Raw genomic sequence first — 23,368 nt, 5'->3', positions numbered from 1 at the left:
GACGGGACGGCGAAAGAGGCAAGCGTGGAAGAGGCGGTGCTCACGCAAGCAACCGCTCATCTGCCGGAACCGTCATTCCCGCAAAGGTCGCCCTGCCCTATCTGGCTCTGCACGACGGACAACAGGAGGAATCAGCATGGAATACCGCAATCTCGGCCGCTCGGGCCTCAAGGTCTCCACCATCACCATGGGGACGATGACCATGGGCGGCAAGGGCTGGGCCTCGATGGTCGGCAGCCAGGGCGTGGACGAGGCCCGTCGGCTGATCGACATGTGCCTCGACGCCGGCGTCAACCTGATCGACACCGCCAACGCCTATTCCGCCGGAGCCTCGGAGGAAATCATCGGCGAGGTCCTAGGCGGCAAGCGCAAGAACGACGTGCTGATCGCGACCAAGGCGCGCTTTCCCATGGGTGACGGCATCAACAATCAGGGCCTGTCGCGCCACCATCTCATCCGCGAATGCGAGGCGAGCCTCAAACGGCTGAACACCGACGTCATCGACCTCTACCAGGTCCACCAGTGGGACGGACAGACGCCGCTGGACGAGACGATGGCGGCGCTCGACACGCTCGTGCAGCACGGCAAGGTGCGCTACATCGGCTGCTCGAACTTCTCCGGCTGGCACATCATGAAGGCCATGGGCATCAGCGCCAGCGACCACCGCCACCGCTTCGTCAGCCAGCAGATCCATTACACGCTGGAAGCGCGCGAGGCCGAATACGAGCTGCTGCCGATCTCGATCGACCAGGGCCTCGGCGTTCTCGTTTGGAGCCCGATCGCCGGCGGCCTGCTCTCCGGCAAGCACCGGCGCAACCACACGCCGGAGGGCAGCCGTCAGGCCGCCGGCTGGACGGAACCGCCGATCCGCGACGTCGACCGTCTCTGGTCGATCGTGGACGTCCTGGTCGAAACCGCGGAAAGCCGCGGCGTGTCGGCCGCGCAGGTGGCGCTCGCCTGGCTGATCGGCCGCAAGGCGGTGACATCGGTCATCATCGGCGGGCGGACGGAAGAACAGTTCCGCGACAATCTCGCGGCCGCCGATCTGAAACTGACGGAGGACGAACGCAACCGCCTCGACACCGTCAGCGCGCCGCCCATCCTCTACCCCTATTGGCACCAGATGCAGACGGCCGCCGAGCGTCTCGGCGAGGCCGATCTGTCGCTCCTCGGCCCGCATATCGCCAAGGCGTAAAGGCAGAGCGCCCGCGGCGGACCATCGTCCACCGCGGGAAGCCGCGATCAGAGACGCTTGAGCAGCTCGGCCTTCTTGGCGGAAAACTCGTCATCCGACAGGATACCCGCAGTTCGCAGGGCAGCGAGCTTCTCGATCAAGGCGATGACTTGCAGGCCGTCCGAAGCCGGCTGGGCTGTCGAGGCCGCGGGCAGTGGTCGATCCGATGTGGGAGCGGACGCTTCCGTGCGGGATTCCGCTGCATCCACCAGACGTTCCTCCAGCGACGCGCTCGAAGGGCTGATGGCGGCGAGCGGCGCGGACTGCGCGGAAGACCAGCTTTCCCCGCCCGTCTCGCCGGCGCCCGTGTGTTGCGCGGACCAGGGATCGGATCGGCCCGGAACATCGGCATATCCGGCACCGGCATGGCTCTTGTCATGGTTGCCGATCGGCGCGGCGCCGGGCAGATCCCCGCCATTGTTGAGACGGCGAAGGCCGGAGACGGAAAAGGACCCGCGCTGGCTGGTAAAGGTCTGCGAGCCCCCGATGCCCTGCTGTTGGCCGACGCCGGAGATCAGATGATCTTCCGTATCGTAGAGCGTCACGCCGTCGCCGTCCTTGATGGCAAGGCAGCGCTGGGACGGGAAGACGGCATAGGCGCTGTCGTTCTGCGCGCCGGTGCTGGAGGGAACGCCGAGCCACTGCGGCCACCAGGCGTGCTGCCCGCTCGGACCATCCGGCAGATCGATGCGTCCGGACGACAGGGCGTCCGCGAGGCTGTTGCAGAGATTGTCGACCGTGGTCTTCAGGCCGTGATTGAACATATCGCCAACCATGGTCATGCCGCCGCGCATCCACTGGCCGTGACCGCCGAGTTCCGCGATATCGAACTGCGCCATCGTGCCGTGTCCGCGCTTGACCGCAACGAGCATGGCCGTGACAGCGCTTTCGCTCAGCTGAAACCGGCCGGCGAGGTCGGAAATAAAGGCTTTTGTGGCATCGCTCTGGCCCTGCATCGATCGTCCTCTCAGGTGACATCACGCGGGGAAAGCCGCGTACCCCTCTCATGACAGAGTGGTACGCGAATACATAGAGCGATGCTTGCAGACGATCAGGCGACCTTGGCGAGTATTTCGCCGCGGATGAGGTTGGCGAGGCGCGAGATGCCCTCCTCGATCATCGTCTCGTTGGCGCAGGAGAAGCTGACGCGCAGCGTGTTGGCACCGGAGCCATCGGCGAAGAACGCCTTACCGGGCACGAAGGCGACTTTGGCTGTGACCAGCGATTTGGCCAGCAGCGCGGCCCCCTCCATGCCCACCGGCAGCGTCAGCCAGACGAACATGCCGCCTTCCGGACGCGTCCAGGACACGCCGTCGGGCATGTGCGTTTCCAGCGCCTTCAGCATCGCATCGCGGCGCTGGCTGTAGACGGAGCGGATCTTGTCGACCTGCCGGTCGAAGCCACGCTCGGCGACATGGCAGATCGCCATCTGGTTGATGGTCGAGGAGTGCAGGTCGGCCGCCTGCTTCATCAGGACGAGCTTGCGGATGACCGGCATGGCGGCCACGACGAAACCGACGCGCAGACCCGGCGCCAGCGTCTTGGAGAACGAGCCGCTATAGATGGTGCGCGTCTCGTTGATGGTGCCCTTGCGGGCGATCTCCAGCGCGAGGATCGGCGGGATCGCGTCGCCGTTGAAGCGCAGCGACTGGTAGGCACCGTCCTCGATGATGGCGATGTCCATTTCGTCGGCCATATCGATCAGCGCCTCGCGCTGGGTGCGCGTCACGGTTTCACCGGTCGGATTTGAGAAATCGGCCGACAGATAGGCGAACTTGACGCGGCCGCCGGCTTTCGCCGCCGTTTCCTGATAGGCGGCCGGCGTGCGATTGCCGCCGGGCGTCAGCTGGTCGTAGTTCGGCTCGTAGGCATTGAAGGCCTGCAGCGCGCCGAGATAGGTCGGCCATGTTACCAGAGCCGTATCGTTCGGCGACAGGAACAGCTTGCCCAGATAATCGAGCGCCTGCTGCGAGCCGGACGTGATGAGGATGTTTTCCGCCTCGCAGGGAATGCCGATCTTCGCCATTTCGCCGACCAGCCATTCGCGCAGCGGCAGATAGCCTTCGCTCACCGAATACTGAAGGGCGGCACCGACCGAGGGCCCGGAGAAGATATCGGCATAGGCCGTCTTGAATTCCGCATCCGGAAACAGGGCCGGGTCCGGAATGCCGCCGGCAAACGAGATGATGTCGGGTCGATCGAGCAGCTTCAGAAGTTCGCGGATTTCCGACGCGCGCATGCGGCTCGAGCGCGTTGCGAAAATGGATTCCCAGTCCAGCATGGATGTTTCCTCGATGATGCTTTTGCCGAACCACATCACGGCAGGTGGAATAAGTCAACAATACTGACCTAAATCAGCGGAAAAAGTCCCCTCGTCGGGGTGGCCGAGAGAGGCGGGCGTCGGGTGCTGCGGATGGGTGACACGGGAGATCTTAGGCCGACGTGGAGCGCCGGGCACGCATGCCCGGCGAGGTCTCTCGGGAAGGGTCCGGTCCTCGGCCGGCCTCCCCATGCATCAGCGTGGCTGACACGTCTTACGCTTTGCCGGATGTCACACTGCACGCGATCAGGGCGCCGATGGCGCAGAGAATCGCGAAGTCGAACCAGGCGAAATACTCCATCACAGTCGTCATCACACTATCCTCCTCGATGTGGAACGAGACAGGGTCAGTGTGCACCCAACAGCGCAATCATGCAACCTCCAATGTAATTTTTTGCAAAGCACAATCATTTTTGCGCTGCAAAACAACGATGGGTGGCCATGTCCGCCAGGAACGAAAACGCCGGGCACGATAGCCCGGCATTCTCAGCATGCGATGCGCGCAGGCTTAGTTGCGGGCCTTGTCGACCAGCTGGTTCTTCGCGATCCAGGGCATCATGCCGCGCAGCTTGGCGCCGACTTCCTCGATCTGGTGCGTGTCGTTCATGCGGCGGATACCCTTGAAGCGCGCCGCGCCCGAACGGTATTCCTGCATCCAGTCCGACGTGAACTTGCCGGTCTGGATGTCGTGCAGGACGCGCTTCATCTCGGCCTTGGTTTCCGCCGTGATGATGCGCGGACCCGTGACGTATTCGCCCCACTCGGCCGTGTTGGAGATCGAGTAGTTCATGTTGGCGATGCCGCCTTCATAGATCAGGTCGACGATCAGCTTCACTTCGTGCAGGCACTCGAAATACGCCATTTCCGGCGCATAACCGCCTTCGACCAGCGTTTCGAAGCCGGCGCGGATCAGTTCGACCAGACCGCCGCAGAGAACGACCTGCTCGCCGAAGAGGTCGGTTTCGCACTCTTCCTTGAAGTTTGTCTCGATGATGCCCGAACGGCCGCCGCCGACGCCGCAGGCGTAGGAGAGCGCGAGATCGAGCGCATTGCCCGAAGCGTCCTTCTCGACGGCCACGAGGCAGGGAACGCCGCCGCCCTTCTGGTATTCGCCGCGAACCGTGTGGCCGGGGCCCTTCGGCGCGATCATGACGACATCGAGCGTGTCCTTTGGCTCGATAAGGCCGAAGTGGACGTTCAGGCCGTGAGCGAACGCGATGGCGGCGCCGTCGCGGATGTTGCCGGCGATGTCGGCCTTGTAGATGTCGGCCTGGAGTTCGTCCGGCGTCGCCATCATCAGGAGGTCGCCCCACTTGGCGGCTTCGGCAACGGTCATGACCTTGAAGCCGTCGGCTTCGGCCTTCTTGACGGTCGGCGAACCGGCCTTCAGCGCGATGACGACGTTGGTCGCGCCGCTATCCTTGAGGTTCAGCGCGTGGGCGCGACCCTGGCTGCCATAGCCGACGATGACGACGTTCTTGGACTTGATGAGATTGAGATCGGCATCACGATCGTAATAGACGCGCATGGAATGTATCCTTCCCTGGTTGAACCTTCGGCCGCCTTCAGGGCTTGGCCGTTTCCTTCTTCGTGCCGCAGAGATCGAGAAAGGCGTCGACCGCCCGCTCCGCCCTGCGGCTGAAATCCTGTTTCGTCAGCTTCATGTCCTCACCGAGCAGCATGCGAAGATGCAGATCGGTGACGACGAGCCCGTAGAGCATGCCATAGGCCTCCTCGCCATTGTCAAAGCGCAGCAGGCCCGCCCGGCGTCCGGCATCGAGCAATCCGCCGGCACGCTTGCCGATCTGGCGCCGTCCCCGCTCCTGCAGCATTTGCCCCAGATGCGAGCCGTCGCGGCTCGCCTGCCCGATCGCCAGACGGTTCAGCGCCAGCGAAACGTCGCCGCTGAGGACGTCGAGCAGATCGCGGGCGAAAACCACGAGATGCGCACGCAAGCTGTCCGCCGTCAGCGTTTCCGCCCGCTCGTCCAGCGTGCGCACCTTGCTCGCCTGATAGCCGATCATCGCCGAGAGAATGCCGTCGCGATCACCGAACCACTTGTAGAGGCTTTCCTTGGAGCAGTTCGCCGCCCGGGCAACGCCTGCCGTCGTCAAGGCCCGCTCGCCGCCATCGACCAGCAGCCGAAGCGCGCTGTCGAGAACAGCGTTCTGGCGCGGCGAAAATTCCGGCTGGGTGGACAGAGACGACACGGGCGACAAACCTCCAATACAAGTACCGTACGGTACGGTTCTGCTTATGCCGTATGCCTTGCCGCCGGTCAAGCCGCCGGATCGAAATTTATCGAAGACGCGGAAACATAAGAATGGACCTCCCGCTTGCGCGCGGGCTGGTCTACAGATCGATCGGAGATATTCGGAGGAACACCATGTCGAAGCGTTACGCCATCGCCTTCACGCTCGTCGCCGCGCTGTCGTCGGCGCCATTCGCTTTCGCGCAATCGACGGCGGAGACCCGGGAGCGGATCGAGTCGCTGCACGGCAATTCCCAAGGCTTCGACGACAGCTTCAAGCTGCTCACAGAGGCGATGCGCTTCGGCGATCCGGTCACGGTGGCCAATCTGGGCGCCTACCCGCTGACCATCAACGCCAATGGCGAGACCTATGAGATCCAGTCGGACGACGACATGGTGGAGAATTACGAGAAGCTGGTGATGCAGGAGACCCAGAACAGCGTGGCGGAACAGGCCTATGGCGACTTGATCGTCAACAGCGACGGGGTCGGCTTTGCCAATGGCGCCCTGTGGATGGCGGCGATCTGCGACACGGACGACTGCGGCGTCTCGCACTGGGCCATCACCAGCATCAACAATTGAGGACTTGGAGCAATTGGAAACAATGAGATCGTGAGTTTTCTCTAGATGGCGTAATCGACCGGAAACGCGCCGCCGCTTTTCAGGACCTCCATCGAGATCGACGCGGAGACATCGAAAAGTTCCGTCTTGCGCACGATCTGCTTGTAGATCACGTCGTAATGCTCGACGCGCGGCAGCACGATCTTGAGGATGTAATCGTAATTGCCGGTCAGCCGGTGCACCTCGACGATCTCCGGTATGTCGCGGATGATCCGGCGAAACCCGTCGATCCACTCGTCGGAATGCTGCGTCGTCTTGATCAGCGCAAAGACCGTCGTGGGCACGCCGATCCGGTGGCGATCGAGCACGGCAATTCGGCGCGATATATAGCCCGCCTCCTCCAGCCGCTGGATCCGGCGCGAGCAGGCCGACACCGACAGGCGGATCTTCTCGGCAAGCACCGTCACCGACTGGTCCGCATCCTCCTGCAGCAATCCCAGCAGCTTCCGGTCACGATCATCGAGCATTCAGGCGCCTCCATGCAGCTTGGTGCGCAAATATTGCACGTACTGACACTTTCGCGCAATTTGTTTGCGTGATGGGACGCAGATGGACCTGAAAATGCAATCACATAAGAAGAAATCCGCCGCATCATGGTCGTCATCGCAAGCGAAGCAGGGGAAACGGCATCATGCGCAAGATCGGCCTTATCGGTGGAATGAGCTTCGAGAGTTCGGCGGTCTATTACCGCATGGTCAACGAAGCGGTGCGGTCCCGCCTCGGCGGCCTGCACTCGGCCGAGGTCCTGATGCATTCCGTGGATTTCCAGTCGATCGTCGATCTGCAGATGGCAGGCCGCTGGGCCGATGCCGCCAAGCGCCTGGCCGATGTCGCGCGCGGACTGGAAGCCGCCGGTGCGGACTGCGTTCTGATCTGCACGAACACGATGCATCTGGTGGCCGAAGAGGTGCAGGCCGCGATCGGCGTGCCGCTGATCAACATCATCGACGAGACGGCGCAGGCCATGACCGCCGCCGGCATCCGCCGGCCGCTGCTGCTTGCCACGCGCTATACGATGGAACACGGCTTCTACGCGGACCGCATGGCGGGCCTCGGTATCGCGGTCATGGTGCCCGAAGCCGACGATCGCACCCTTGTCCATGACGTCATCTTCAAGGAGCTCTGCGCCGGCCACATCCACGCCGCTTCGCGCGAGGCATTGCACGCGGTGATCGCCAAAGCGAAGGCACAGGGCGCCGATGCCGTCATTCTCGGCTGCACCGAGATCTGCCTGATCCTCGATCCCGATACGCTCGCCCTGCCCGGCTTCGATTCGACTGCCATCCATGCAAAGGCCGCCGTCGCCTTCGCGCTCGACGAAGCCGGCGAAACCGTCTGCCGCAAGGCAGCCTGAAGCGACGGGTTCAGCCTGCGGCGTCGAACGCGGTGCGCGCCTCGCGGATGGCGCCGTGGTGGCTTGTCGACCAGTCCACGAGCGGCAGAAGCACGGTCAGGAACGAGCGGCCGAGGTCCGTCAGGGCGTAATCCACGCTCGGCGGATTGGTCGGGTAGACGGTGCGCGAGATATAGCCGTCGCGCTGGAGATCGCGCAGCGTCTGCGTCAGCATGCGCTGCGAGATATCCGGGATGGTGCGCTTGAGCGCTGAAAAGCGCATCGGTCCCTCGCTCAGCGCATGAATCATCAGCGTCGTCCACTTGCCCGCGATGTTGCCGAGCACGTCGCGCATGGGGCAGTTGGCCGGCGTGAAGACGATGCCGCCGATCATGATGGCGCTTTCCCCCTGGGTCTTGCGGACATTCGTGTTCATCGGTCGGTTCCCTTTCTGTGCCTATCGGCGAAAAAACTGCCGCCTTTACAGATGCGCCCTCCTCATGGATGAAGAGAAGGTCTCTTTTCGAGACCATATCTTTCATCGGCCTCGCCGGCAATGCGGCAGCCGTCATTCTTGAGAAGGAAGTCCATGTCCACGATCCTCGTTACCGGCGCCTCCGGCCAGTTCGGCCGTCTCGTTCTCGACGCCCTCCTCGCATCCGGAAACGTCGCACCGGCCGATATCGTCGCCGCCAGCCGCGATACGGGCAAGCTCGCCGCTTATGCCGAGAAGGGCGTAACGCTGCGCACGGCGGACTTCGATGACGCCGCCACGCTCGACGCTGCCTTTGCAGGTATCGACAAGGCCCTGATCATCTCGACCGATGCGCTCGCCGTTCCCGGCCAGCGTCTGACCCAGCACCGCAATGCCGTCGCCGCCGCCAAACGCGCCGGCGTCGGCCGCCTGTTCTACACGTCCCTGCCCAATCCCGAGACGTCGGTCGTCACTTTCGCGCCGGATCACTTGGGCACCGAAGAGGCCATCAAGGCGTCAGGTTTGGCTTACACGATCCTTCGCAACAGCTGGTACATGGAGAACCTGTTCCTGTCGCTGCCGAACGCGCTGCAGTCCGGCACGTGGTACACCTCGGCAGGCGATGGACGGACATCCTATGTCGCCCGGGCCGATCTCGCCGCCGCAACGGCCGCAGCGCTGCTGTCCGACGAAACAGCCAACCTCACGCTCACCCTCACCGGCCCTGTCGGCTACACCAATGGCGAGGTGGCGGCGCTCGTCAGCGCGGTCTCGGGCAAGCCGCTCGCCGTCGTCAACCTGACCGATGAACAGCTCGCCGAGGGCATGGCAGGCGCCGGCGTGCCCGATTTCCTCAACCCGACATTCGTGTCTTTCGACGCGAACACCCGGCTCGGGCACATCGAGATCGTGACGGACTCGGTGGAAACACTGACCGGCCGGCCCTCGACGTCCCTCAAGGCCTTCCTCGACGCCAACGCGGCAGCGCTTGCCGGTTGATCGGTCCGGAAGGGCCTGCGATCAGGCGACGACCTCGCCGCAGGCCCGACGGAAACGGCGAACCGTTTCCGTCATTCCGTATTCCAGCGCATCGGCCGTCAGGCCATGGCCGATCGAGACTTCATCCAGATGGGGAACGTGCTCGACGAGAAGCGGCAGGTTTTCCACCGTCAGGTCATGGCCGGCATTGACCCCGAGGCCGAGCGTGCGGGCGATCTCCGCCGTCCGCCCGAGCTCCTTCGCGATGGCCGCCGCCTGATCCGGCGCGCCGAAGCAGCCGCCGTAAGGACCGGTATAGAGCTCGATCCGGTCGGCACCGGTCGCCCGTGCGATCTCGAGCGCTTCCCGGTCGCCATCGCCATCCGCAAACAGCGAGACGCGAAGCCCGAGGTCCTTCAGGCGCGCGATGACGTCCGTCAACAGTGTCTGATTTGCCCGGAAGTCCCATCCGTGATCCGACGTCGCCTGCGCCGGATCGTCAGGTACCAGCGTCACCTGCTCGGGGCGATGGCGCTCGACAAGGCCCAGAAATTCGGCATTCGGATAGCCTTCCATGTTGAATTCCGCCTGCGGAAAGGTCTCGTCGATCAATGTCCGCAGCGGGCCGAGATCCGAGAACCGGATGTGGCGCTGGTCGGGCCGCGGATGCACGGTCAGCCCGTGCGCGCCGGCCTCAAGCGCGCGCTTGCCGATGCCGACGACCGAAGGCCAGGGGAGATCGCGCCGGTTTCGCAGCATGGCGATCGCGTTGAGGTTGACCGAAAGCTTGGCGGGCATGAGACACCTATGGAACCGGGGAAATCGGGACGACGACGCCACCTCTACCATCCCGCGAGACACCGTTCCAGAGCCGGCACGCCCCACGAGGGGCCGATCATGACGGGCCTCCGGGTCGCCTCGGGACTGACGCCGCACCGATAGGCCGGCCGGCGCCCTGCGATGGTACGTCAGCGGTTTATTTCTCCATTATTAGTAAGTAAAAAACATCATTTTTAAACGATGCGCATATCGGACCTTGCTAGAAGGAAAGCGAAGACGAACAATAGGCACGCAGAACCGTGTGTGACGGCATCGAGTCGCGCGCCCCCAAGGATGGCTCTGAGAGCCGTATGCCGAGCGGCGCGGAAGAATGACGTCATGCAACCCTAAAGGGTCATTCGATGCGGAACGGTGATGAAATTTGTTTGTGTGGTAGCATGCCTCCGACTGGTCAGACCGCATATGAAGTGCTTGATACGCATCGAGGACGTCGAGAATTGCCGTGATGCAGGAGCCCCTTGGACGGGGCTGGCCCGCAGGCCGTTTTCAGAGGAAGGAGGCACAGTGTCTTGAAGCCGTTGGACAGACCAACCGATACCGAAATGCGCACGGCCCTCGCCGATGTGCTGTCCAGCACCACGTTTGCGCGCTCCGAACGCCTGCGCGCGTTCCTTTCCTATGTCGTGACGAAGGACCTGGCCGGACAGGCCACGCAGCTGAAGGGCTACACCATCGCCGTGGACGTTTTCCGCCGGCCGGATGCCTTCAACGCCGACAGCGACCCCCTCGTCCGCGTGCACGCCGGCAAACTGCGTAAGCTTCTGACAGCCTATTACGAGACCGATGGGAAGGATGCCGTCTGGCAGATCGAGATCCCGAAAGGCGGATATGCGCCCGTCTATTTGCGACGCCCGCCGGTAGCGGTGCTTCCGGAACCAACCATCACCGAGACGGCGGCGGACGTCGTCGGTCCCGCAGCGGTGCTCGAGGTGGTGTCTGAGCAGACAGAGCCGGTCGGGCGCGTCGGCGAGGCGCCGCCCGCGGACGGAGCGAACGAGAACACGGTGACCGCGCCGACGCCTGTGGCGGCCGGCGAGCGGGTGAAATCCCGCCTGTCGATCACCCGGCGGACGCGGCCCGGCTGGCTTCCGGCTCCGCTCGCATCGCCCGTCGCGATGATCTCCCTTCTTCCCCTGCTTCTTTTCGCGCCGCTGAGTTCGACGGCGCTCGGCGTCAGCCCGCAGGTCCAGGCCCGCCTTTCGCTCTCCACCAAGGCGGACGATATCGGCCTGCCCCGTGTGACCGTCCGCGCCGATGGCGCACAGACGAGCCTCGCGGCACAGCTGGCCGGAGAGATCCGCGCTGCGATGGACTATTACACGGTCATCATCCCGGCTCCGCAGAAGGGCGTTGCGGCCTCGCTGACACCGTCGAAGAGTCCCCTCGCCTTTACGATTGCCATCAGCCCCGCGGAGACCGATGGGCAGACGCGCGTCACGGTATCGAGCGATGCGACGGGCGATCTCGTCTCCCAGATCTGGATCGACAACGAGAACCTCTCCAACGATTTCGACCTGCTGTTCGAAAGCCTCGGCATCGCCGCGAGAACGCTCGCGACCAATGGCGACCTCTTCCACTATGCCGTAGACAAGGGGATATCGAGCCCGCTGATGCAGTGCATGCTGATCACGGATACCTATCGCCGCGAGAAAAGCCGGGATGCCCTGAAGCAGGCACGCCTCTGTCAGGAAAAGCTGCTGGGCAAGCGCAAGAACGACCACGAATTCATCATCAGTGCCAGCGAGTTGAAGCGGAACGTTCACCCCTGACGGGTGAACGCATCCCCCCGGACGCCGAAGCCCCGGTCCGGATCAGCGCACGATCGTCAGCGTTTCCGCAGCACGCGTGATGGCCGTGTAGAGCCAGCGCTCGCGCGTATCGCGGAAAGCCCAGCTTTCATCGAAGAGAACCACGTCGTTCCACTGCGACCCCTGCGCCTTGTGCACCGTCAGCGCATAACCGTAGTCGAACTCGTCATAGCGCTTGCGGGTAGACCAGGGAATTTCGCCCTCGACATCCTCGAAGGCGGTCTTGAGGAGCTTGATCTTGGCCGCGCCGCGATCGATGTCGTCGTCTTCCGGCCGGATCATCAGGTTGATTCCCGGCTTCACCGTCTCCTTGGACGAAGTCATGACCTGCCAGAGAGAGCCGTTGAGGAGCCCCTTCGCAGGGTCGTTGCGCAGGCAGACCAGCTTGTCGCCCGACTGGGGATATTCCGTCGTGAAGCCCTTCAGTTCCCGCAGACGCGTATTGTAGCGCCGACGGGTCTTGTTGGTACCCACCAGCACCTGATCGGCCTTGAGCACGAGATCCTGCGTCACCTCGGACTTCGGAATGATTTTCGCCGTGCCGTAGTCGCCGAACATGATCTCCTTGCCCTCACGCACCTGCATGGCGAGCTTGATGATCGGGTTGTCGCGCGCCTGCCGGTGAATGTCGGTCAGAAGGTAATCGGGCTCGTCATTGGTGAAATATCCACCACCGGACACCGGCGGCAGCTGCCCGGGGTCCCCGAGAACGAGGATCGGCGTGCCGAAGCTCATCAGGTCCTTGCCGAGCGCCTCATCGACCATCGAGCATTCATCGACGATGATCAGCGCAGCCTTCGCGACCGGGCTCTGGCGGTTGATCGAGAACATCGGCGAGACCGAGGTCTTGCCGGTTTCCTCGTCGGAAACCTCCTCCTCGCCGCGCGGTCGATAGATCAGCGAATGAATCGTCTTCGCATTGGACGCGCCCTTGGAGCGTAGCACCTGTGCCGCCTTGCCGGTGAAGGCGGCAAACAGCACCTCGCCATCGACATGCTCGGCGAAATGACGCGCAAGCGTCGTCTTGCCGGTTCCGGCATAGCCGAACAGCCTGAACAGAGGCTTGCGCCCGGCCTTCAGCCACTGGCTGACGGCCTTCAGCGCCTCATCCTGCTGGGGTGCAAATTCCATGGAACGACGTGGCAGGATTCGGCGCCGGAGCGCAAGCCCGGCCATGCGCTTTCCGGGCATGGACGCACCACACGTCAAGATGCGGACGGCCGCCGCCCCGGAACCTTGACTTCCGGGCGCCCATGGTTCTTAACGCGCGGAAGACAGGCACCCGTGCGCCACGCGCGCCGGATGTCCCTCCTCCGGTCCGAGCCTCTCCGGTAAACTTCAGCGCCCCGGAGACGATCTGGCCATCGCTTTTCCGCATGTCCTGCGCCGAACCCTCATGTTTCGGCCGGAGATGCCCGAGATCGGCTTGCCTGATGACATCACACCCCTCTCCCCTGAAGACCGGCCTTGCCCGGCGGTCGCACGGCGTCCAATGGGCGCTCTTGCTGGTCCTCTCGGTCGCCATTGCCGGCGGTCTTGAAGCACTCGGCATCCCGGCAGCGCTGCTGATGGGCCCCATGGTCGCCGGCGGCATCGTCGGTCTGAACGGCGGCACCATTCGCCTCAACCGCGTGTTCGTCCTCGCCTGCCAGACGCTCATCGGCACCATGATCGCGGGCTCCATCACCGGCGACATCGTCGGGACCTTTCTTGGAAACTGGCCGCTCTTCCTCGGCATCATCCTCTGCGTCATCACCATGAGCACGCTGAGCGGCTACATGATCACCCGGCTCAACGTGCTGCCCGGCACCACGGCCATCTGGGGCTGTTCGGCGGGTGCCGCCACGACGATGATGGTCATGGCGGAAGCCTATGGCGCCGATGTGCGGCTGGTCGCCTTCATGCAATATCTCCGCGTGGTCTTCGTCGCGGCGGCGGCGGCCCTCGTCGCGCGCTACTGGGCAGGGCTGGAAGGCGCCAGCACCGCGATCGTCTGGTTCGCGCCGATCGCGGCGCTCTCGCTCGCCCAGACACTCGCCGTTGCCGTCTTCGGCGGCATGCTCGGCTGGTACCTGCGCATCCCGGCCGGCGTCCTGCTGATGCCGTTCCTCATCGGCGGACTGCTCAGCGTCACCGGCGCCGTTCACATCCATCTGCCCGAATGGCTGCTCGCCATCAGCTATGCCGCGCTCGGCTGGAATATCGGCCTCGGCTTCACCCGCCCGATCCTCGCCCATGCCCGCCGCGTCCTCCTGCCGACCGTCGCCTCCATCCTCGTGCTGATGGGCATATCCGGCATCCTCGCCTTCATCCTGACGCAGACCGCCGGCATCGATCCACTGACGGCCTATCTCGCGACCAGCCCGGGCGGCATGGACTCGATCGCCATCATCGCGGCCTCCAGCAATGTGGACCTATCCTTCGTCATGGCCCTGCAGACGGCGCGGCTGCTCCTCGTCATGGCCATGGGCCCGCCGCTCGCCCGCTTCGTCGCCAGGCGCGCCGGCGCCCGGCCGCCCCTGGACTGACAGCTCTTCCGTCCGCCCCGCATGCACCTATATCCTCCTGACGACACGAAGAGGATACGCATGATGACGATGACCACCCCCTTGCCCAGCACCACCTTCCCCAATGCACCCTCGGTTCCCGTTCTCGGCCAAGGCACCTGGCACATGGGGGAAAGCCACGCCGCGCGCGCGGACGAAGTCTCAAGCCTTAGGATGGGTCTCGATCTCGGCCTGACGCTGATCGATACGGCCGAAATGTATGCCGATGGCGGTGCGGAACGCGTGGTGGGCGAGGCCGTTGCCGGTCGGCGCGATGACGCCTTTATCGTCAGCAAGGTGCTGCCCTCAAACGCCGCCCGCGAAAGGACGCTGCGCGCCTGCGAGGACAGCCTGAAGCGGCTCGGTACCGATCACATCGACCTCTACCTCCTGCACTGGCGCGGCGGCGTTCCCCTGTCCGAAACACTGGAAGCCTTCGAGCGCCTGCAACAGGACGGGAAGATCCGTGCCTGGGGCGTCTCCAACTTCGATGTCGATGACATGGAGGAGGTCGAGGACCTGGCGCCGGGCAGGATGGCGACCAATCAGGTTCTCTATAACCTCTCGCGCCGGGGCATCGCCTTCGATCTCATGCCATGGTGCGCCGAAAGGCGTGTTCCGATCATGGCCTACTCGCCGCTGGACGAAGGTCGTCTGCTCGGCAACGCCACCCTGAAGCGCGTTGCCGCCGCGCACGGTGCGACGGTCGCACAGATTGCGCTTGCCTTCGTGCTGTCGACGCCGGACGTCATCGCCATCCCCAAGACCGGCCGCCCCGACCGCATCCGCGAGAACCTCGCCGCGCTGGACATCCGCCTGACGGATGAGGACAAGGCGATGCTCGACGCCGCCTTCCCGCCGCCCACGCGAAAACGCCCTCTCGAAATGATCTGAACCGACAAAGGCCGCGCCTTCTTGTGGAAGCGCGGCCTTCGTGGGTGATTCGATGCATGAGGAACCGGATTCGCTATCCGCAAAATCCGCCTCAACCGTTTGAAAGACAGAGCATTATTACATGCCCTGCGCACCGCGATTCATCGCGGCGATGCCGGTGCGGCAGACTTCCAAGAGGCCGAGCGGCTTCATCACGGCGACGAACTGGTCGATCTTCGACGACTTGCCGGTGATCTCCAGAATGAAATGCTCCACCGTCGCATCGACCACCTTGCCGTGGAAGGCATCGGCAAGGCGCAGAGTCTCCGCGCGGTTTTCGCCCGTTCCCTTGACCTTCACCAGCGCAACCTCGCGCTCGATCGGCCGGTCGTGGCCGAGCGAGCCGGCCCGCACCGTCAGATCCACGACGCGGTGGACCGGCACCAGCCTCTCGAGCTGCGACTTGATCTGTTCGAGAACATGCGGCGTCCCCCGCGTCACGATCGTGATGCGCGAGAGATGCGCCTCGTGCTCGGTTTCCGACACGGTCAGGCTTTCGATATTGTAGCCGCGCCCGGAAAACAGCCCGATCACCCGCGCCAGAACGCCCGGCTCGTTGGCCACCAGAACGGACAGCGTATGCTTCTCCGCAATCTCGGTTTCCTTGGCGATGAAATAGGCCGAGCCGGTCGGCTGTAGGTGGGCGTTCATGGTCTGGATCCGTTTCCTCTAGAGTGTGTCTGCCAGTTCAACGCTGGCACTTGGCAAGGACCGTCTCGCCCGCCGCACGAGATCGCGGTCGAAGGTGACGAAGGTGGTGGCCTCATCGCTGAGGCAAAGATGCATGGCATCCGCAAAGTCCATTCCGGCCTGATGGAGATCCAGAACACGGCGGACATTGTCCGAATTGTCGACGATGACACCTTGTGTTTTTAACAGAACACGAAACATCGCATTGATGCTCTGTGCGTCCGCTTTCACGATGCTTCGCAGAATCCATTCCGTTTCGAGCAGGACGCTGCAGAGAATCATCAGCGTGTTCGCCGCTGCGAGCCGTCTGACGATCGCTCCCTGACCAGGATCGATCTGCACCAGCATCCGGACGAGGACGTTCGTATCAATCGTTAGCATCATCGGTAGACTGCTTCTCGAACGCCGCCCACATCCTGATAGCCTCAGCGTCGATAGCCCGATGCATCATCTCATCCGTAATCGGAGGCCCGTCATACGGCAGTGCCATGGCAAGCAACTGTTCCATCGTCACCGTGCGCTGGCGCGCAGCGTCCTCCATCACGGCTCCCACCGGCACGACGACCAGCTTTCCCGCGCTTTCGGTGATATCGACTTCACCGCCCGGAACCAGTCCGATCGCATCGCGGAGTGCCCGTGGCAGTTCCACCATTCCGGTCTCCGACATCCTCACTCTCGCCATGGCCCTCACCTCTCTCGAACGGGACGCCGTGACACTACCGCGTCCCGTTCTCGCAATCAAACCAGCTGCCGGCCCTTGGCGTCGATCGCTGTGGCGACCGCTTCGTCCGTGGCTTCGTCGGGCAGCAGCATTTCGTTATGCGCCTTGCCCGACGGGATCATCGGGAAGCAGTTGGCGAGATTTGCAACACGGCAGTCGAAGATGACGGGTGCCGGGCTGTCGATCATCCGCAGGATCGCATCGTCCAGTTCGCCGGGCTTTTCACAGCGAATGCCGACGCCGCCATAGGCCTCCGCCAGCTTGACGAAGTCCGGCATGGCTTCCGTGTAGGAGTTGGAGAGGCGGTTGCCGTGGAGCAGCTGCTGCCATTGGCGCACCATGCCCATGTACTGGTTGTTCAGGATGAAGATCTTGACCGGCAACCCGTACTGGACGGCGCAGGACATTTCCTGGATGCACATCTGGATCGAGGCATCGCCCGCGATGTCGATGACGAGGCTGTCGGGATGCGCGACCTGAACGCCGATGGCGGCCGGGAAACCATACCCCATCGTGCCGAGGCCGCCCGACGTCATCCAGCGGTTCGGCGCTTCGAAGCCGTAGAACTGTGCCGCCCACATCTGATGCTGGCCGACTTCCGTGGTGATGTAGGTGTCGCGATCCTTCGTCAGCGCATGCAGGCGCTGAATGGCGTATTGCGGCATGATGACATCATCGCTCGGCTTGTAGGACAGCGACTTGCGTCCCCGCCAGCGCGCGACGTCGCCCCACCAATCGTTGAGCCGCGCCGTGTCGAGATCGGCCGATCCGGCATGCCAGAGGCGAACCGTGTCCTCCAGGACCCGGCCGACGTCGCCGGCGATCGGCACATCGACGCGGACGATCTTGTTGATCGAGGACGGGTCGATATCGATGTGGATCTTTTTGGAGTTCGGCGAGAACGCGTTCAGCCGTCCGGTGATGCGGTCGTCGAAGCGCGCGCCGATGCAGATCATGACATCGGCATCATGCATGGCCATGTTGGCCTCGTAGGTGCCGTGCATGCCCAGCATGCCAAGCCAATTGGTGCCGGAGGCCGGATAGCAGCCGAGCCCCATCAGGGTCGAGGTGATCGGGAAATTGGTCAGCGACACCAGCTCGCGCAGCAGACGCGTCGCGGCGTCGCCGGAGTTGATGACACCACCACCCGAATAGATGATCGGACGGCGCGCCGTCTTCATCAGCGCGACGGCTTCCTCGATCCGGCGGATGTCTCCATCGACCTTCGGCTGGTAGCTCGTCTGGATCGGAACGGCAGAGGGCGGGGTGTAGGTGCCCGTCGCGAACTGGATGTCCTTGGGAATATCGACCAGAACCGGGCCGGGACGGCCGGACCGCGCGATGCGGAACGCCTCATGAATGGTGGCGGCCAGTTCGTTGACGTCCTTGACCAGCCAGTTGTGCTTGGTGCAGGGGCGCGTGATGCCGACCGTGTCGCATTCCTGAAAGGCATCCGAGCCGATGAGCGAGCTCGGGACCTGGCCGGACAGGCAGACGAGCGGGATCGAGTCCATCAGCGCGTCCTGCAGCGGCGTCACGGCATTGGTCGCGCCGGGGCCGGAGGTGACGAGCATGACGCCAACCTTGCCGGTGGACCGCGCATAGCCTTCAGCCATGTGGCCGGCGCCCTGCTCGTGACGGACGAGGATGTGCTTGATGTCTTCCTGCTGGTGGATTTCGTCATAGATCGGAAGGACGGCACCGCCGGGATAGCCGAAGATGACCTCGACGCCATTATCCTTGAGAGCGCGCAGAACGATTTCCGCGCCCGTCATCCTGTTATCCTTGCTCGCTGCATCCATTTCGCTATTTCCGCCCGACATGTCTCGATCCCGTGTTCTGCTTGTTCGAAGGCATAAAAAAAGGCCCCGTCAGGAGCCTTGGTTTGCGCATGGGTGGCTGTCGCCGGATGGTTACACCATCCTGCCCATGCGCGATCCCACCACAAGAATGTTTGCTTGAATGTTCATAGGGCGCACTGATATCGGCATTCGGCCGCGCCGTCAACGCTTTTTACACCTTTGCCGGGCGGGCGCCCTCTTGCGGCGGCAGCGCAAAAACCCCGTCTCGATCGACCTTGGTACCGCAATGTCCTGACAGCGGGAAAATCAAAAATAGCCAAAGGGAAACATCTTCTTAAAGTCCGTCGCTTACATTCCGCCCTGTAAGCGGGGTTGCGACGTGGTGAACAACGAACTTCAGGCCGACGGCCGGACAGCGGAGGCGGACAGGCGCGATACGGTCGCCCGGGGCAATCGCTTCCTCGGACGCGTCATCGCCTGCAACGGTTCTCGCGCGACCATTGCGGCCCTTGCCGAGAACGGCGAGACGTCGCTGACGGAACTCTGGTCCGTCGGGCGGCTGGTCTCCATCACCGTCGGCGTCAATCGCGTCGTCGCTCTCGTGTCCTCCATGCGCACGAGCGACGACAATTGGGCGGAGCAGCAGGACAACATCTTCCGCATCGACGTGGAACTGGTGGGCGAAGTCCGCGTCGACAGCGACGGGCACGAGGCCTTCTCCGCCGGCATCAGCCAGTATCCCTATCTCGGCGCCATCGCGCATCGCATCCGCACGGCCGATCTCGCGCGCATCTATGACACCGGCCGCGGCGGTTGCTTCACCATCGGCAAGCTGACGCAGGACGAAAGCCTGGATGCGGCGATCCATATTCCCTCCATGCTCTCGAAGCATTTCGCCGTCGTCGGCACCACCGGCGTCGGCAAATCGACGGCCGTCACGCTGCTCCTGCGCAAGGCGATCGAAGCGGACCCCAAGCTGCGCATCCTGATCCTCGACCCGCACAACGAGTTCGCCGCCGCCTTCCCCGACCATGCCGTGGTCATCGACACCGACACGCTGGACCTGCCCTTCTGGCTGATGCGGCTCGAGGAGTTTGCGGAGGTCGTCTTCCGCGGGCGCCCCGCCGTTGCCGAGGAACTCGATATCCTGCGCGACCTTATTCCCGAGGCCAAGAAAGGCTTCAAGGGCGATGGCGGCCTGATGCGGCGGCAGACGGAAAAGAGCTCGCTGACGGCGGATACGCCCGTCCCCTATCGTATCGCCGACCTGATGGCGCTGATCGACGAGCGCATCGGCCGGCTGGAAGGCCGCACGGAAAAGCCGTCGCTCCGCTCGCTGAAGGTCCGCATCATGGCGGCGGTCAACGACCCGCGCTACACCTTCATGTTTTCCTCCAACACGATCAACGACACGATCCTGGAGACGATCGCCAAGATCTTCCGCATTCCGGGCGACGGCCGCCCCATCACCACGTTCCAGCTGGCGGGTATCCCCTCGGAGGTCGTCAATTCGGTCGCCTCGGTGCTCTGCCGCATGGCGTTCGAAATCGGCCTCTGGAGCAATGGCGGCGTCCACATGCTCGTCGTCTGCGAAGAGGCCCACCGCTACGTCCCGTCCGACCAGTCGCTGGGCTTCCTGCCGACGCGCCAGGCCATCGCCCGCATCGCCAAGGAAGGACGCAAATACGGCGTCTCGCTCGGCATGATCACCCAGCGCCCGGGCGAACTCGATCCGACGATCCTCTCGCAGTGCTCGACGGTGTTTGCCATGCGCCTGTCGAACGATCGCGACCAGGACATCATCCGCTCGGCCATTCCGGACTCGTCCGTCTCGACCATGAGCTTCCTCTCCTCGATCGGAAACGGCGAGGCTATCGCCTTCGGCGAGGCTGTCTCCGTCCCGATGCGCATGCGCTTCGAGCGGATACCGGAGAGCCGCCTGCCAAAGGCGGCCGGCGGGCTGATGAAGGCCGATGACGATACGCCGGCGAATGTCGACCTGCGCACGATCGTTGCGCGCATGCGCGCAAGCTCCGGCGGCGACGCAACGCCATTCTCACCCGCGACCATCGGAGCCGGCGGCCTCGCCTTCGGCGAAAGCCTCGAGCCGCCGCCGTTTTCGCCGCGCGTACCCGAGCGGCCCGAAAGCCCGAACCGAACGGAGATACCGGCCGGATCGAGCAGGCTCGAAAGCTATCGTCCTGACATGCTGCCGCGCGTCGAGCCGCAGCACCCCGATCCCGTATCCAATCCGCAGGCCGACCGTTTCAACGCGTATCGCCGGCAGATCCTCGGCGGCGAAACCGACCGGCGCCCGCCCGAAGCGCCCGCGCCGCAGGCACCGGACGACCCGTCGGCATCCCCGCGTACGCCATCCCTTCGCGAAAGCCTGCTTAGGAAGCCGCTCGGCAGCATGATCCGGAAGTAGGCCGACGCTTGATCCGAGCGGCTCGATCATGGCACCACGCGCTCCCAGCGCTCGTCCAGCTGGTTGCGAAACCACGTCATCTGCCGCTTGGCATATTGCCGGGTTGCCGCCGACGCGGTCTCGATGACGGCGCGCCGGTCCATCTCCGCGCGCAGCATCGCCGCGATCTGCGGCACGCCGATCGCCTTCATGGCCGGCAGGTCTGGGGAGAGATTCTGTGCCAGAAGGCGCTCGACCTCCTCGATCGCGCCCTGGTCCAGCATCGTCTCGAACCGCCGGTCGATCCGCTGGCGAAGCTCGTCCCGCTCGGGCATCACGACCATCTTCAACGCCCGTTCGGGATCCACCACCGTGGCGCCGGGTGCCGCCTGAAAGCCACGGATGGAGCGCCCCGTCGCCTCGAAGATTTCGAGAGCCCGGACGATGCGCTGTCCGTCCTCGGGCTTGAGCACGGCCGCCGTTTCGGGATCGCATTCCGCAAGCCGGGCCTGCAGCGGCCCGGGCCCTTCCGCCTGAAGGCGCGCCCGCAGGCGCGCGCGGATCGCGTCGGGCACGTCGGGCATCTCGGACAATCCGCCCGTCAGCGCCTTGAAATAGAGCCCGGTGCCACCGACGATGACCGGCACGCGGCCTTCCGCGCGAAGCTCGTTTACAAGCACCGTCACCTGTCGCAGCCATTCGCCGGTGGAATAGCTGTGGCCAGCCGGCACATGCCCGTAGAGCCTGTGCGGCACCCCGTCCATGTCGGCTTCCGAAGGCCGTGCCGTCAGCACGCGCAGCGTATCGTAGACCTGCATGCTGTCGGCATTGACGACCACGCCGCCGTGGTCTCGCGCCAGCCGAACGGCCAGCGCGGACTTGCCGCTGGCAGTCGGTCCCGTTATCAGGATCGTGTCCTGTCCTCTTTCAAGGTTTTTCATCATGGCTCTCGTTGCCACGCTTGTCGCCAATCCGTCAAATCCGGTGCTGAGCGCGGCTCTCGGTGAAAAGGCCGCTGCGGCCGTGCCCGCCTCCGGTCTCTACTGGCTTGCCGACGGGGTCGCCTGCGATATCGCCCTGCGCGACGGGACCGACCCGGCCGACGCCGAGCGGCGCTTGCGCGACGCCGTGGCCGGACAGCCTGTCGACGTCATCGTGCAGGATGCGGAAACCCGGCGCAAGCGCCTGCTGATCGCCGACATGGACTCGACCATGATCGGACAGGAGTGCATCGACGAACTCGCCGCCGAAGTCGGCCTGAAGGAACAGGTCGCCGCCATCACGGCACGGGCCATGAATGGCGAGATCGCCTTCGAACCGGCCCTGATCGAACGCGTCGGCCTGCTGAAGGGCCTTTCGCTCGGCGTCGTTGACGATGTGATCGCCAAACACATCACGCTGACGCCCGGCGGGATCGAGTTGGTCGCCACGATGAAAGCGAAGGGCGCCTATACCGCCCTCGTCTCCGGCGGCTTTACCGTCTTCACGGGTCCCATCGGCGAACGTATCGGCTTCGACGAGAACCGCGCCAACCGACTGGTCGTCGCGGACGGCGTTCTGAACGGGACCGTGGAAGAACCGATCCTCGGCCGGCAGGCCAAGGTCGATGCGCTGATCGAGATCACGGATCGCCTCGGTATCACGCCGGAGGATGCGATGGCGGTCGGCGATGGCGCCAACGATCTCGGCATGATCAAGCTGGCCGGTTCGGGCGTCGCCCTGCACGCAAAGCCGACGGTCTCCGCCGAGGCGAAGATCCGCATCGACCATGGCGACCTCACCGCGCTCCTCTACATCCAGGGCTATCGAAAGACCGATTTCGTCACCCCCACCGGCCGCGCATGATCATCGCGGAAACGGAGCGGCTTCGCATCCGCAACTGGCAGGACCCGGATCGGGATCTCTTCTTCGAGATCAACAGCGATGCCGAGGTCATGACGTTCTTCCCGTTCCGCCGAGATCGCGCGGCCGCGGACGCCCTGTTCGACCGGAACCGCGACGCCATCGCGGACACAGGCTACGGCTTCTTCGCGCTTGCCCTGAAGGAGACCGACGAGCCCATCGGCTTCTGCGGCCTCGCCGTCGCGGACCTCGTCCCGATCCTGCCTGCCGGAACCATCGAGATCGGCTGGCGTCTGGCACGGCGGCACTGGTCGAAGGGCTATGTGACGGAAGCGGCAAGCGCCCTGCTCGCCTTCGGGTTCGAGACGCGCGGGCTTGCGGAGATCGTGTCCTTCGCGGTCGCCGACAATGATCGCTCCATCGCCGTGATGGAGCGTATCGGTCTTGCCCGCGATATCGAGGGCGATTTCGAGCATCCGCGCGTGCCCGACACCCATCCGCACCTCAAACGCCACGTGCTCTATCGCCTGAAGCGTCCGCAGTGATCGTGGGCCTCCGACCGGAGGC

Annotated in this window: 23 protein-coding genes; 10 read left to right on the top strand and 13 right to left on the bottom strand. The window is 64.1% G+C overall.

The genetic code is table 11. The features are described from left to right. Nucleotides 1–136 precede the first annotated feature (136 nt). Entirely contained in the window at nucleotides 137–1,195 is a 1,059-nt protein-coding gene (locus LRX75_RS17495; protein WP_231815958.1) for an aldo/keto reductase, read from the top strand. A gap of 47 nt (nucleotides 1,196–1,242) precedes the next feature. Here LRX75_RS17495 and LRX75_RS17490 read toward each other — a convergent pair whose 3' ends face one another. From LRX75_RS17490 to LRX75_RS17475, 4 genes are all read right to left on the bottom strand, one after another. Next, on the bottom strand, nucleotides 1,243–2,190 hold the full coding sequence (locus LRX75_RS17490) for an SHOCT domain-containing protein (protein WP_231815957.1): 948 nt from the start codon (nucleotides 2,188–2,190) through the stop codon (nucleotides 1,243–1,245). 95 nt (nucleotides 2,191–2,285) lie between these two features. After that, complete coding sequence (locus LRX75_RS17485; protein ID WP_231815956.1) at nucleotides 2,286–3,515, bottom strand: aminotransferase-like domain-containing protein; 1,230 nt, start codon at nucleotides 3,513–3,515, stop codon at nucleotides 2,286–2,288. A 547-nt stretch (nucleotides 3,516–4,062) separates the two neighbouring features. Then, on the bottom strand, nucleotides 4,063–5,082 hold the full coding sequence (gene ilvC / locus LRX75_RS17480) for a ketol-acid reductoisomerase (RefSeq protein ID WP_092984265.1): 1,020 nt from the start codon (nucleotides 5,080–5,082) through the stop codon (nucleotides 4,063–4,065). A gap of 37 nt (nucleotides 5,083–5,119) precedes the next feature. Beyond that, the gene (locus LRX75_RS17475) at nucleotides 5,120–5,773 is read right to left on the bottom strand and encodes a TetR/AcrR family transcriptional regulator C-terminal domain-containing protein (protein ID WP_269456252.1); all 654 of its coding nucleotides are present in this window, start codon (nucleotides 5,771–5,773) and stop codon (nucleotides 5,120–5,122) included. A gap of 167 nt (nucleotides 5,774–5,940) precedes the next feature. On the opposite strand from LRX75_RS17475, the gene LRX75_RS17470 reads away from it, so the two are divergent. Next, nucleotides 5,941–6,387: a hypothetical protein gene (locus tag LRX75_RS17470; RefSeq protein WP_231815954.1), complete on the top strand. Its 447-nt coding sequence runs from the start codon at nucleotides 5,941–5,943 to the stop codon at nucleotides 6,385–6,387. 41 nt (nucleotides 6,388–6,428) lie between these two features. On the opposite strand, the gene LRX75_RS17465 is transcribed toward LRX75_RS17470, so the two are convergent. Beyond that, a complete protein-coding gene (locus LRX75_RS17465; RefSeq protein ID WP_231815953.1) occupies nucleotides 6,429–6,893 on the bottom strand; it encodes an Lrp/AsnC family transcriptional regulator in 465 nt (154 codons plus the stop codon). A 164-nt stretch (nucleotides 6,894–7,057) separates the two neighbouring features. Here LRX75_RS17465 and LRX75_RS17460 point away from each other — a divergent pair, with 164 nt between their 5' ends. Beyond that, nucleotides 7,058–7,780, top strand: a complete 723-nt coding sequence (locus LRX75_RS17460) for an aspartate/glutamate racemase family protein (protein ID WP_231815952.1) — start codon at nucleotides 7,058–7,060, stop codon at nucleotides 7,778–7,780. A 10-nt stretch (nucleotides 7,781–7,790) separates the two neighbouring features. On the opposite strand, the gene LRX75_RS17455 is transcribed toward LRX75_RS17460, so the two are convergent. Then, nucleotides 7,791–8,153, bottom strand: a complete 363-nt coding sequence (locus LRX75_RS17455) for a winged helix-turn-helix transcriptional regulator (protein ID WP_113149632.1) — start codon at nucleotides 8,151–8,153, stop codon at nucleotides 7,791–7,793. A 195-nt stretch (nucleotides 8,154–8,348) separates the two neighbouring features. Between LRX75_RS17455 and LRX75_RS17450 the strand changes: the two genes are divergently transcribed. Beyond that, nucleotides 8,349–9,233 (top strand): SDR family oxidoreductase, encoded by an 885-nt coding sequence (locus LRX75_RS17450; RefSeq protein ID WP_231815951.1) that lies wholly within the window; start codon nucleotides 8,349–8,351, stop codon nucleotides 9,231–9,233. A 21-nt stretch (nucleotides 9,234–9,254) separates the two neighbouring features. Here LRX75_RS17450 and LRX75_RS17445 read toward each other — a convergent pair whose 3' ends face one another. Beyond that, the gene (locus LRX75_RS17445; protein WP_231815950.1) at nucleotides 9,255–10,010 is read right to left on the bottom strand and encodes a pyridoxine 5'-phosphate synthase; all 756 of its coding nucleotides are present in this window, start codon (nucleotides 10,008–10,010) and stop codon (nucleotides 9,255–9,257) included. Between the two features lie 551 nt (nucleotides 10,011–10,561). On the opposite strand from LRX75_RS17445, the gene LRX75_RS17440 reads away from it, so the two are divergent. Further along, nucleotides 10,562–11,821 carry a hypothetical protein gene (locus LRX75_RS17440; RefSeq protein WP_338110335.1) on the top strand — a complete coding sequence of 420 codons (1,260 nt, stop codon included), beginning with the start codon at nucleotides 10,562–10,564 and terminating at the stop codon, nucleotides 11,819–11,821. A 42-nt stretch (nucleotides 11,822–11,863) separates the two neighbouring features. Here the strand turns inward: LRX75_RS17440 and LRX75_RS17435 are convergent, their stop codons facing one another. After that, a complete protein-coding gene (locus LRX75_RS17435) occupies nucleotides 11,864–12,991 on the bottom strand; it encodes an ATP-dependent DNA helicase (protein WP_113148945.1) in 1,128 nt (375 codons plus the stop codon). A gap of 302 nt (nucleotides 12,992–13,293) precedes the next feature. On the opposite strand from LRX75_RS17435, the gene LRX75_RS17430 reads away from it, so the two are divergent. After that, nucleotides 13,294–14,388 carry an AbrB family transcriptional regulator gene (locus tag LRX75_RS17430; RefSeq protein WP_231815948.1) on the top strand — a complete coding sequence of 365 codons (1,095 nt, stop codon included), beginning with the start codon at nucleotides 13,294–13,296 and terminating at the stop codon, nucleotides 14,386–14,388. A gap of 69 nt (nucleotides 14,389–14,457) precedes the next feature. Further along, nucleotides 14,458–15,300, top strand: coding sequence for an aldo/keto reductase (locus tag LRX75_RS17425; RefSeq protein ID WP_231816011.1), 843 nt, complete (start codon nucleotides 14,458–14,460; stop codon nucleotides 15,298–15,300). Nucleotides 15,301–15,417: 117 nt separating this feature from the next. Here the strand turns inward: LRX75_RS17425 and ilvN are convergent, their stop codons facing one another. The 4 genes from ilvN to LRX75_RS17405 all read right to left on the bottom strand — a co-directional run bounded on the left by ilvN (nucleotide 15,418) and on the right by LRX75_RS17405 (nucleotide 18,552). Next, nucleotides 15,418–15,990 carry an acetolactate synthase small subunit gene (gene ilvN, locus LRX75_RS17420; protein WP_231815947.1) on the bottom strand — a complete coding sequence of 191 codons (573 nt, stop codon included), beginning with the start codon at nucleotides 15,988–15,990 and terminating at the stop codon, nucleotides 15,418–15,420. A gap of 18 nt (nucleotides 15,991–16,008) precedes the next feature. After that, the gene (locus LRX75_RS17415) at nucleotides 16,009–16,413 is read right to left on the bottom strand and encodes a type II toxin-antitoxin system VapC family toxin (RefSeq protein WP_231815946.1); all 405 of its coding nucleotides are present in this window, start codon (nucleotides 16,411–16,413) and stop codon (nucleotides 16,009–16,011) included. Then, nucleotides 16,397–16,681 carry an AbrB/MazE/SpoVT family DNA-binding domain-containing protein gene (locus LRX75_RS17410; RefSeq protein ID WP_231815945.1) on the bottom strand — a complete coding sequence of 95 codons (285 nt, stop codon included), beginning with the start codon at nucleotides 16,679–16,681 and terminating at the stop codon, nucleotides 16,397–16,399. Before LRX75_RS17410 ends, LRX75_RS17415 begins: the two co-directional genes overlap by 17 nt. Nucleotides 16,682–16,767: 86 nt before the next feature. Beyond that, on the bottom strand, nucleotides 16,768–18,552 hold the full coding sequence (locus LRX75_RS17405; RefSeq protein WP_269456251.1) for an acetolactate synthase 3 large subunit: 1,785 nt from the start codon (nucleotides 18,550–18,552) through the stop codon (nucleotides 16,768–16,770). 379 nt (nucleotides 18,553–18,931) lie between these two features. Here LRX75_RS17405 and LRX75_RS17400 point away from each other — a divergent pair, with 379 nt between their 5' ends. Continuing rightward, nucleotides 18,932–20,980, top strand: coding sequence for an ATP-binding protein (locus LRX75_RS17400; protein ID WP_231815943.1), 2,049 nt, complete (start codon nucleotides 18,932–18,934; stop codon nucleotides 20,978–20,980). Between the two features lie 26 nt (nucleotides 20,981–21,006). Here the strand turns inward: LRX75_RS17400 and miaA are convergent, their stop codons facing one another. Then, on the bottom strand, nucleotides 21,007–21,903 hold the full coding sequence (miaA, locus tag LRX75_RS17395) for a tRNA (adenosine(37)-N6)-dimethylallyltransferase MiaA (RefSeq protein ID WP_420851223.1): 897 nt from the start codon (nucleotides 21,901–21,903) through the stop codon (nucleotides 21,007–21,009). Here miaA and serB point away from each other — a divergent pair. Both serB and LRX75_RS17385 read left to right on the top strand, forming a co-directional pair. Beyond that, on the top strand, nucleotides 21,902–22,804 hold the full coding sequence (gene serB, locus LRX75_RS17390) for a phosphoserine phosphatase SerB (protein WP_231815942.1): 903 nt from the start codon (nucleotides 21,902–21,904) through the stop codon (nucleotides 22,802–22,804). The two genes, miaA and serB, sit on opposite strands and share 2 nt — an antisense overlap. After that, nucleotides 22,801–23,346, top strand: coding sequence for a GNAT family N-acetyltransferase (locus tag LRX75_RS17385; RefSeq protein ID WP_231815941.1), 546 nt, complete (start codon nucleotides 22,801–22,803; stop codon nucleotides 23,344–23,346). Before serB ends, LRX75_RS17385 begins: the two co-directional genes overlap by 4 nt. Nucleotides 23,347–23,368: the final 22 nt, after the last annotated feature.

This window comes from Rhizobium quercicola (assembly GCF_021168455.1).
Classification (GTDB): domain Bacteria; phylum Pseudomonadota; class Alphaproteobacteria; order Rhizobiales; family Rhizobiaceae; genus Ferranicluibacter; species Ferranicluibacter quercicola.
The sequence above is the reverse complement of the archived record's forward strand: the minus strand, read 5'-3'. Positions and strand labels throughout refer to the sequence as shown.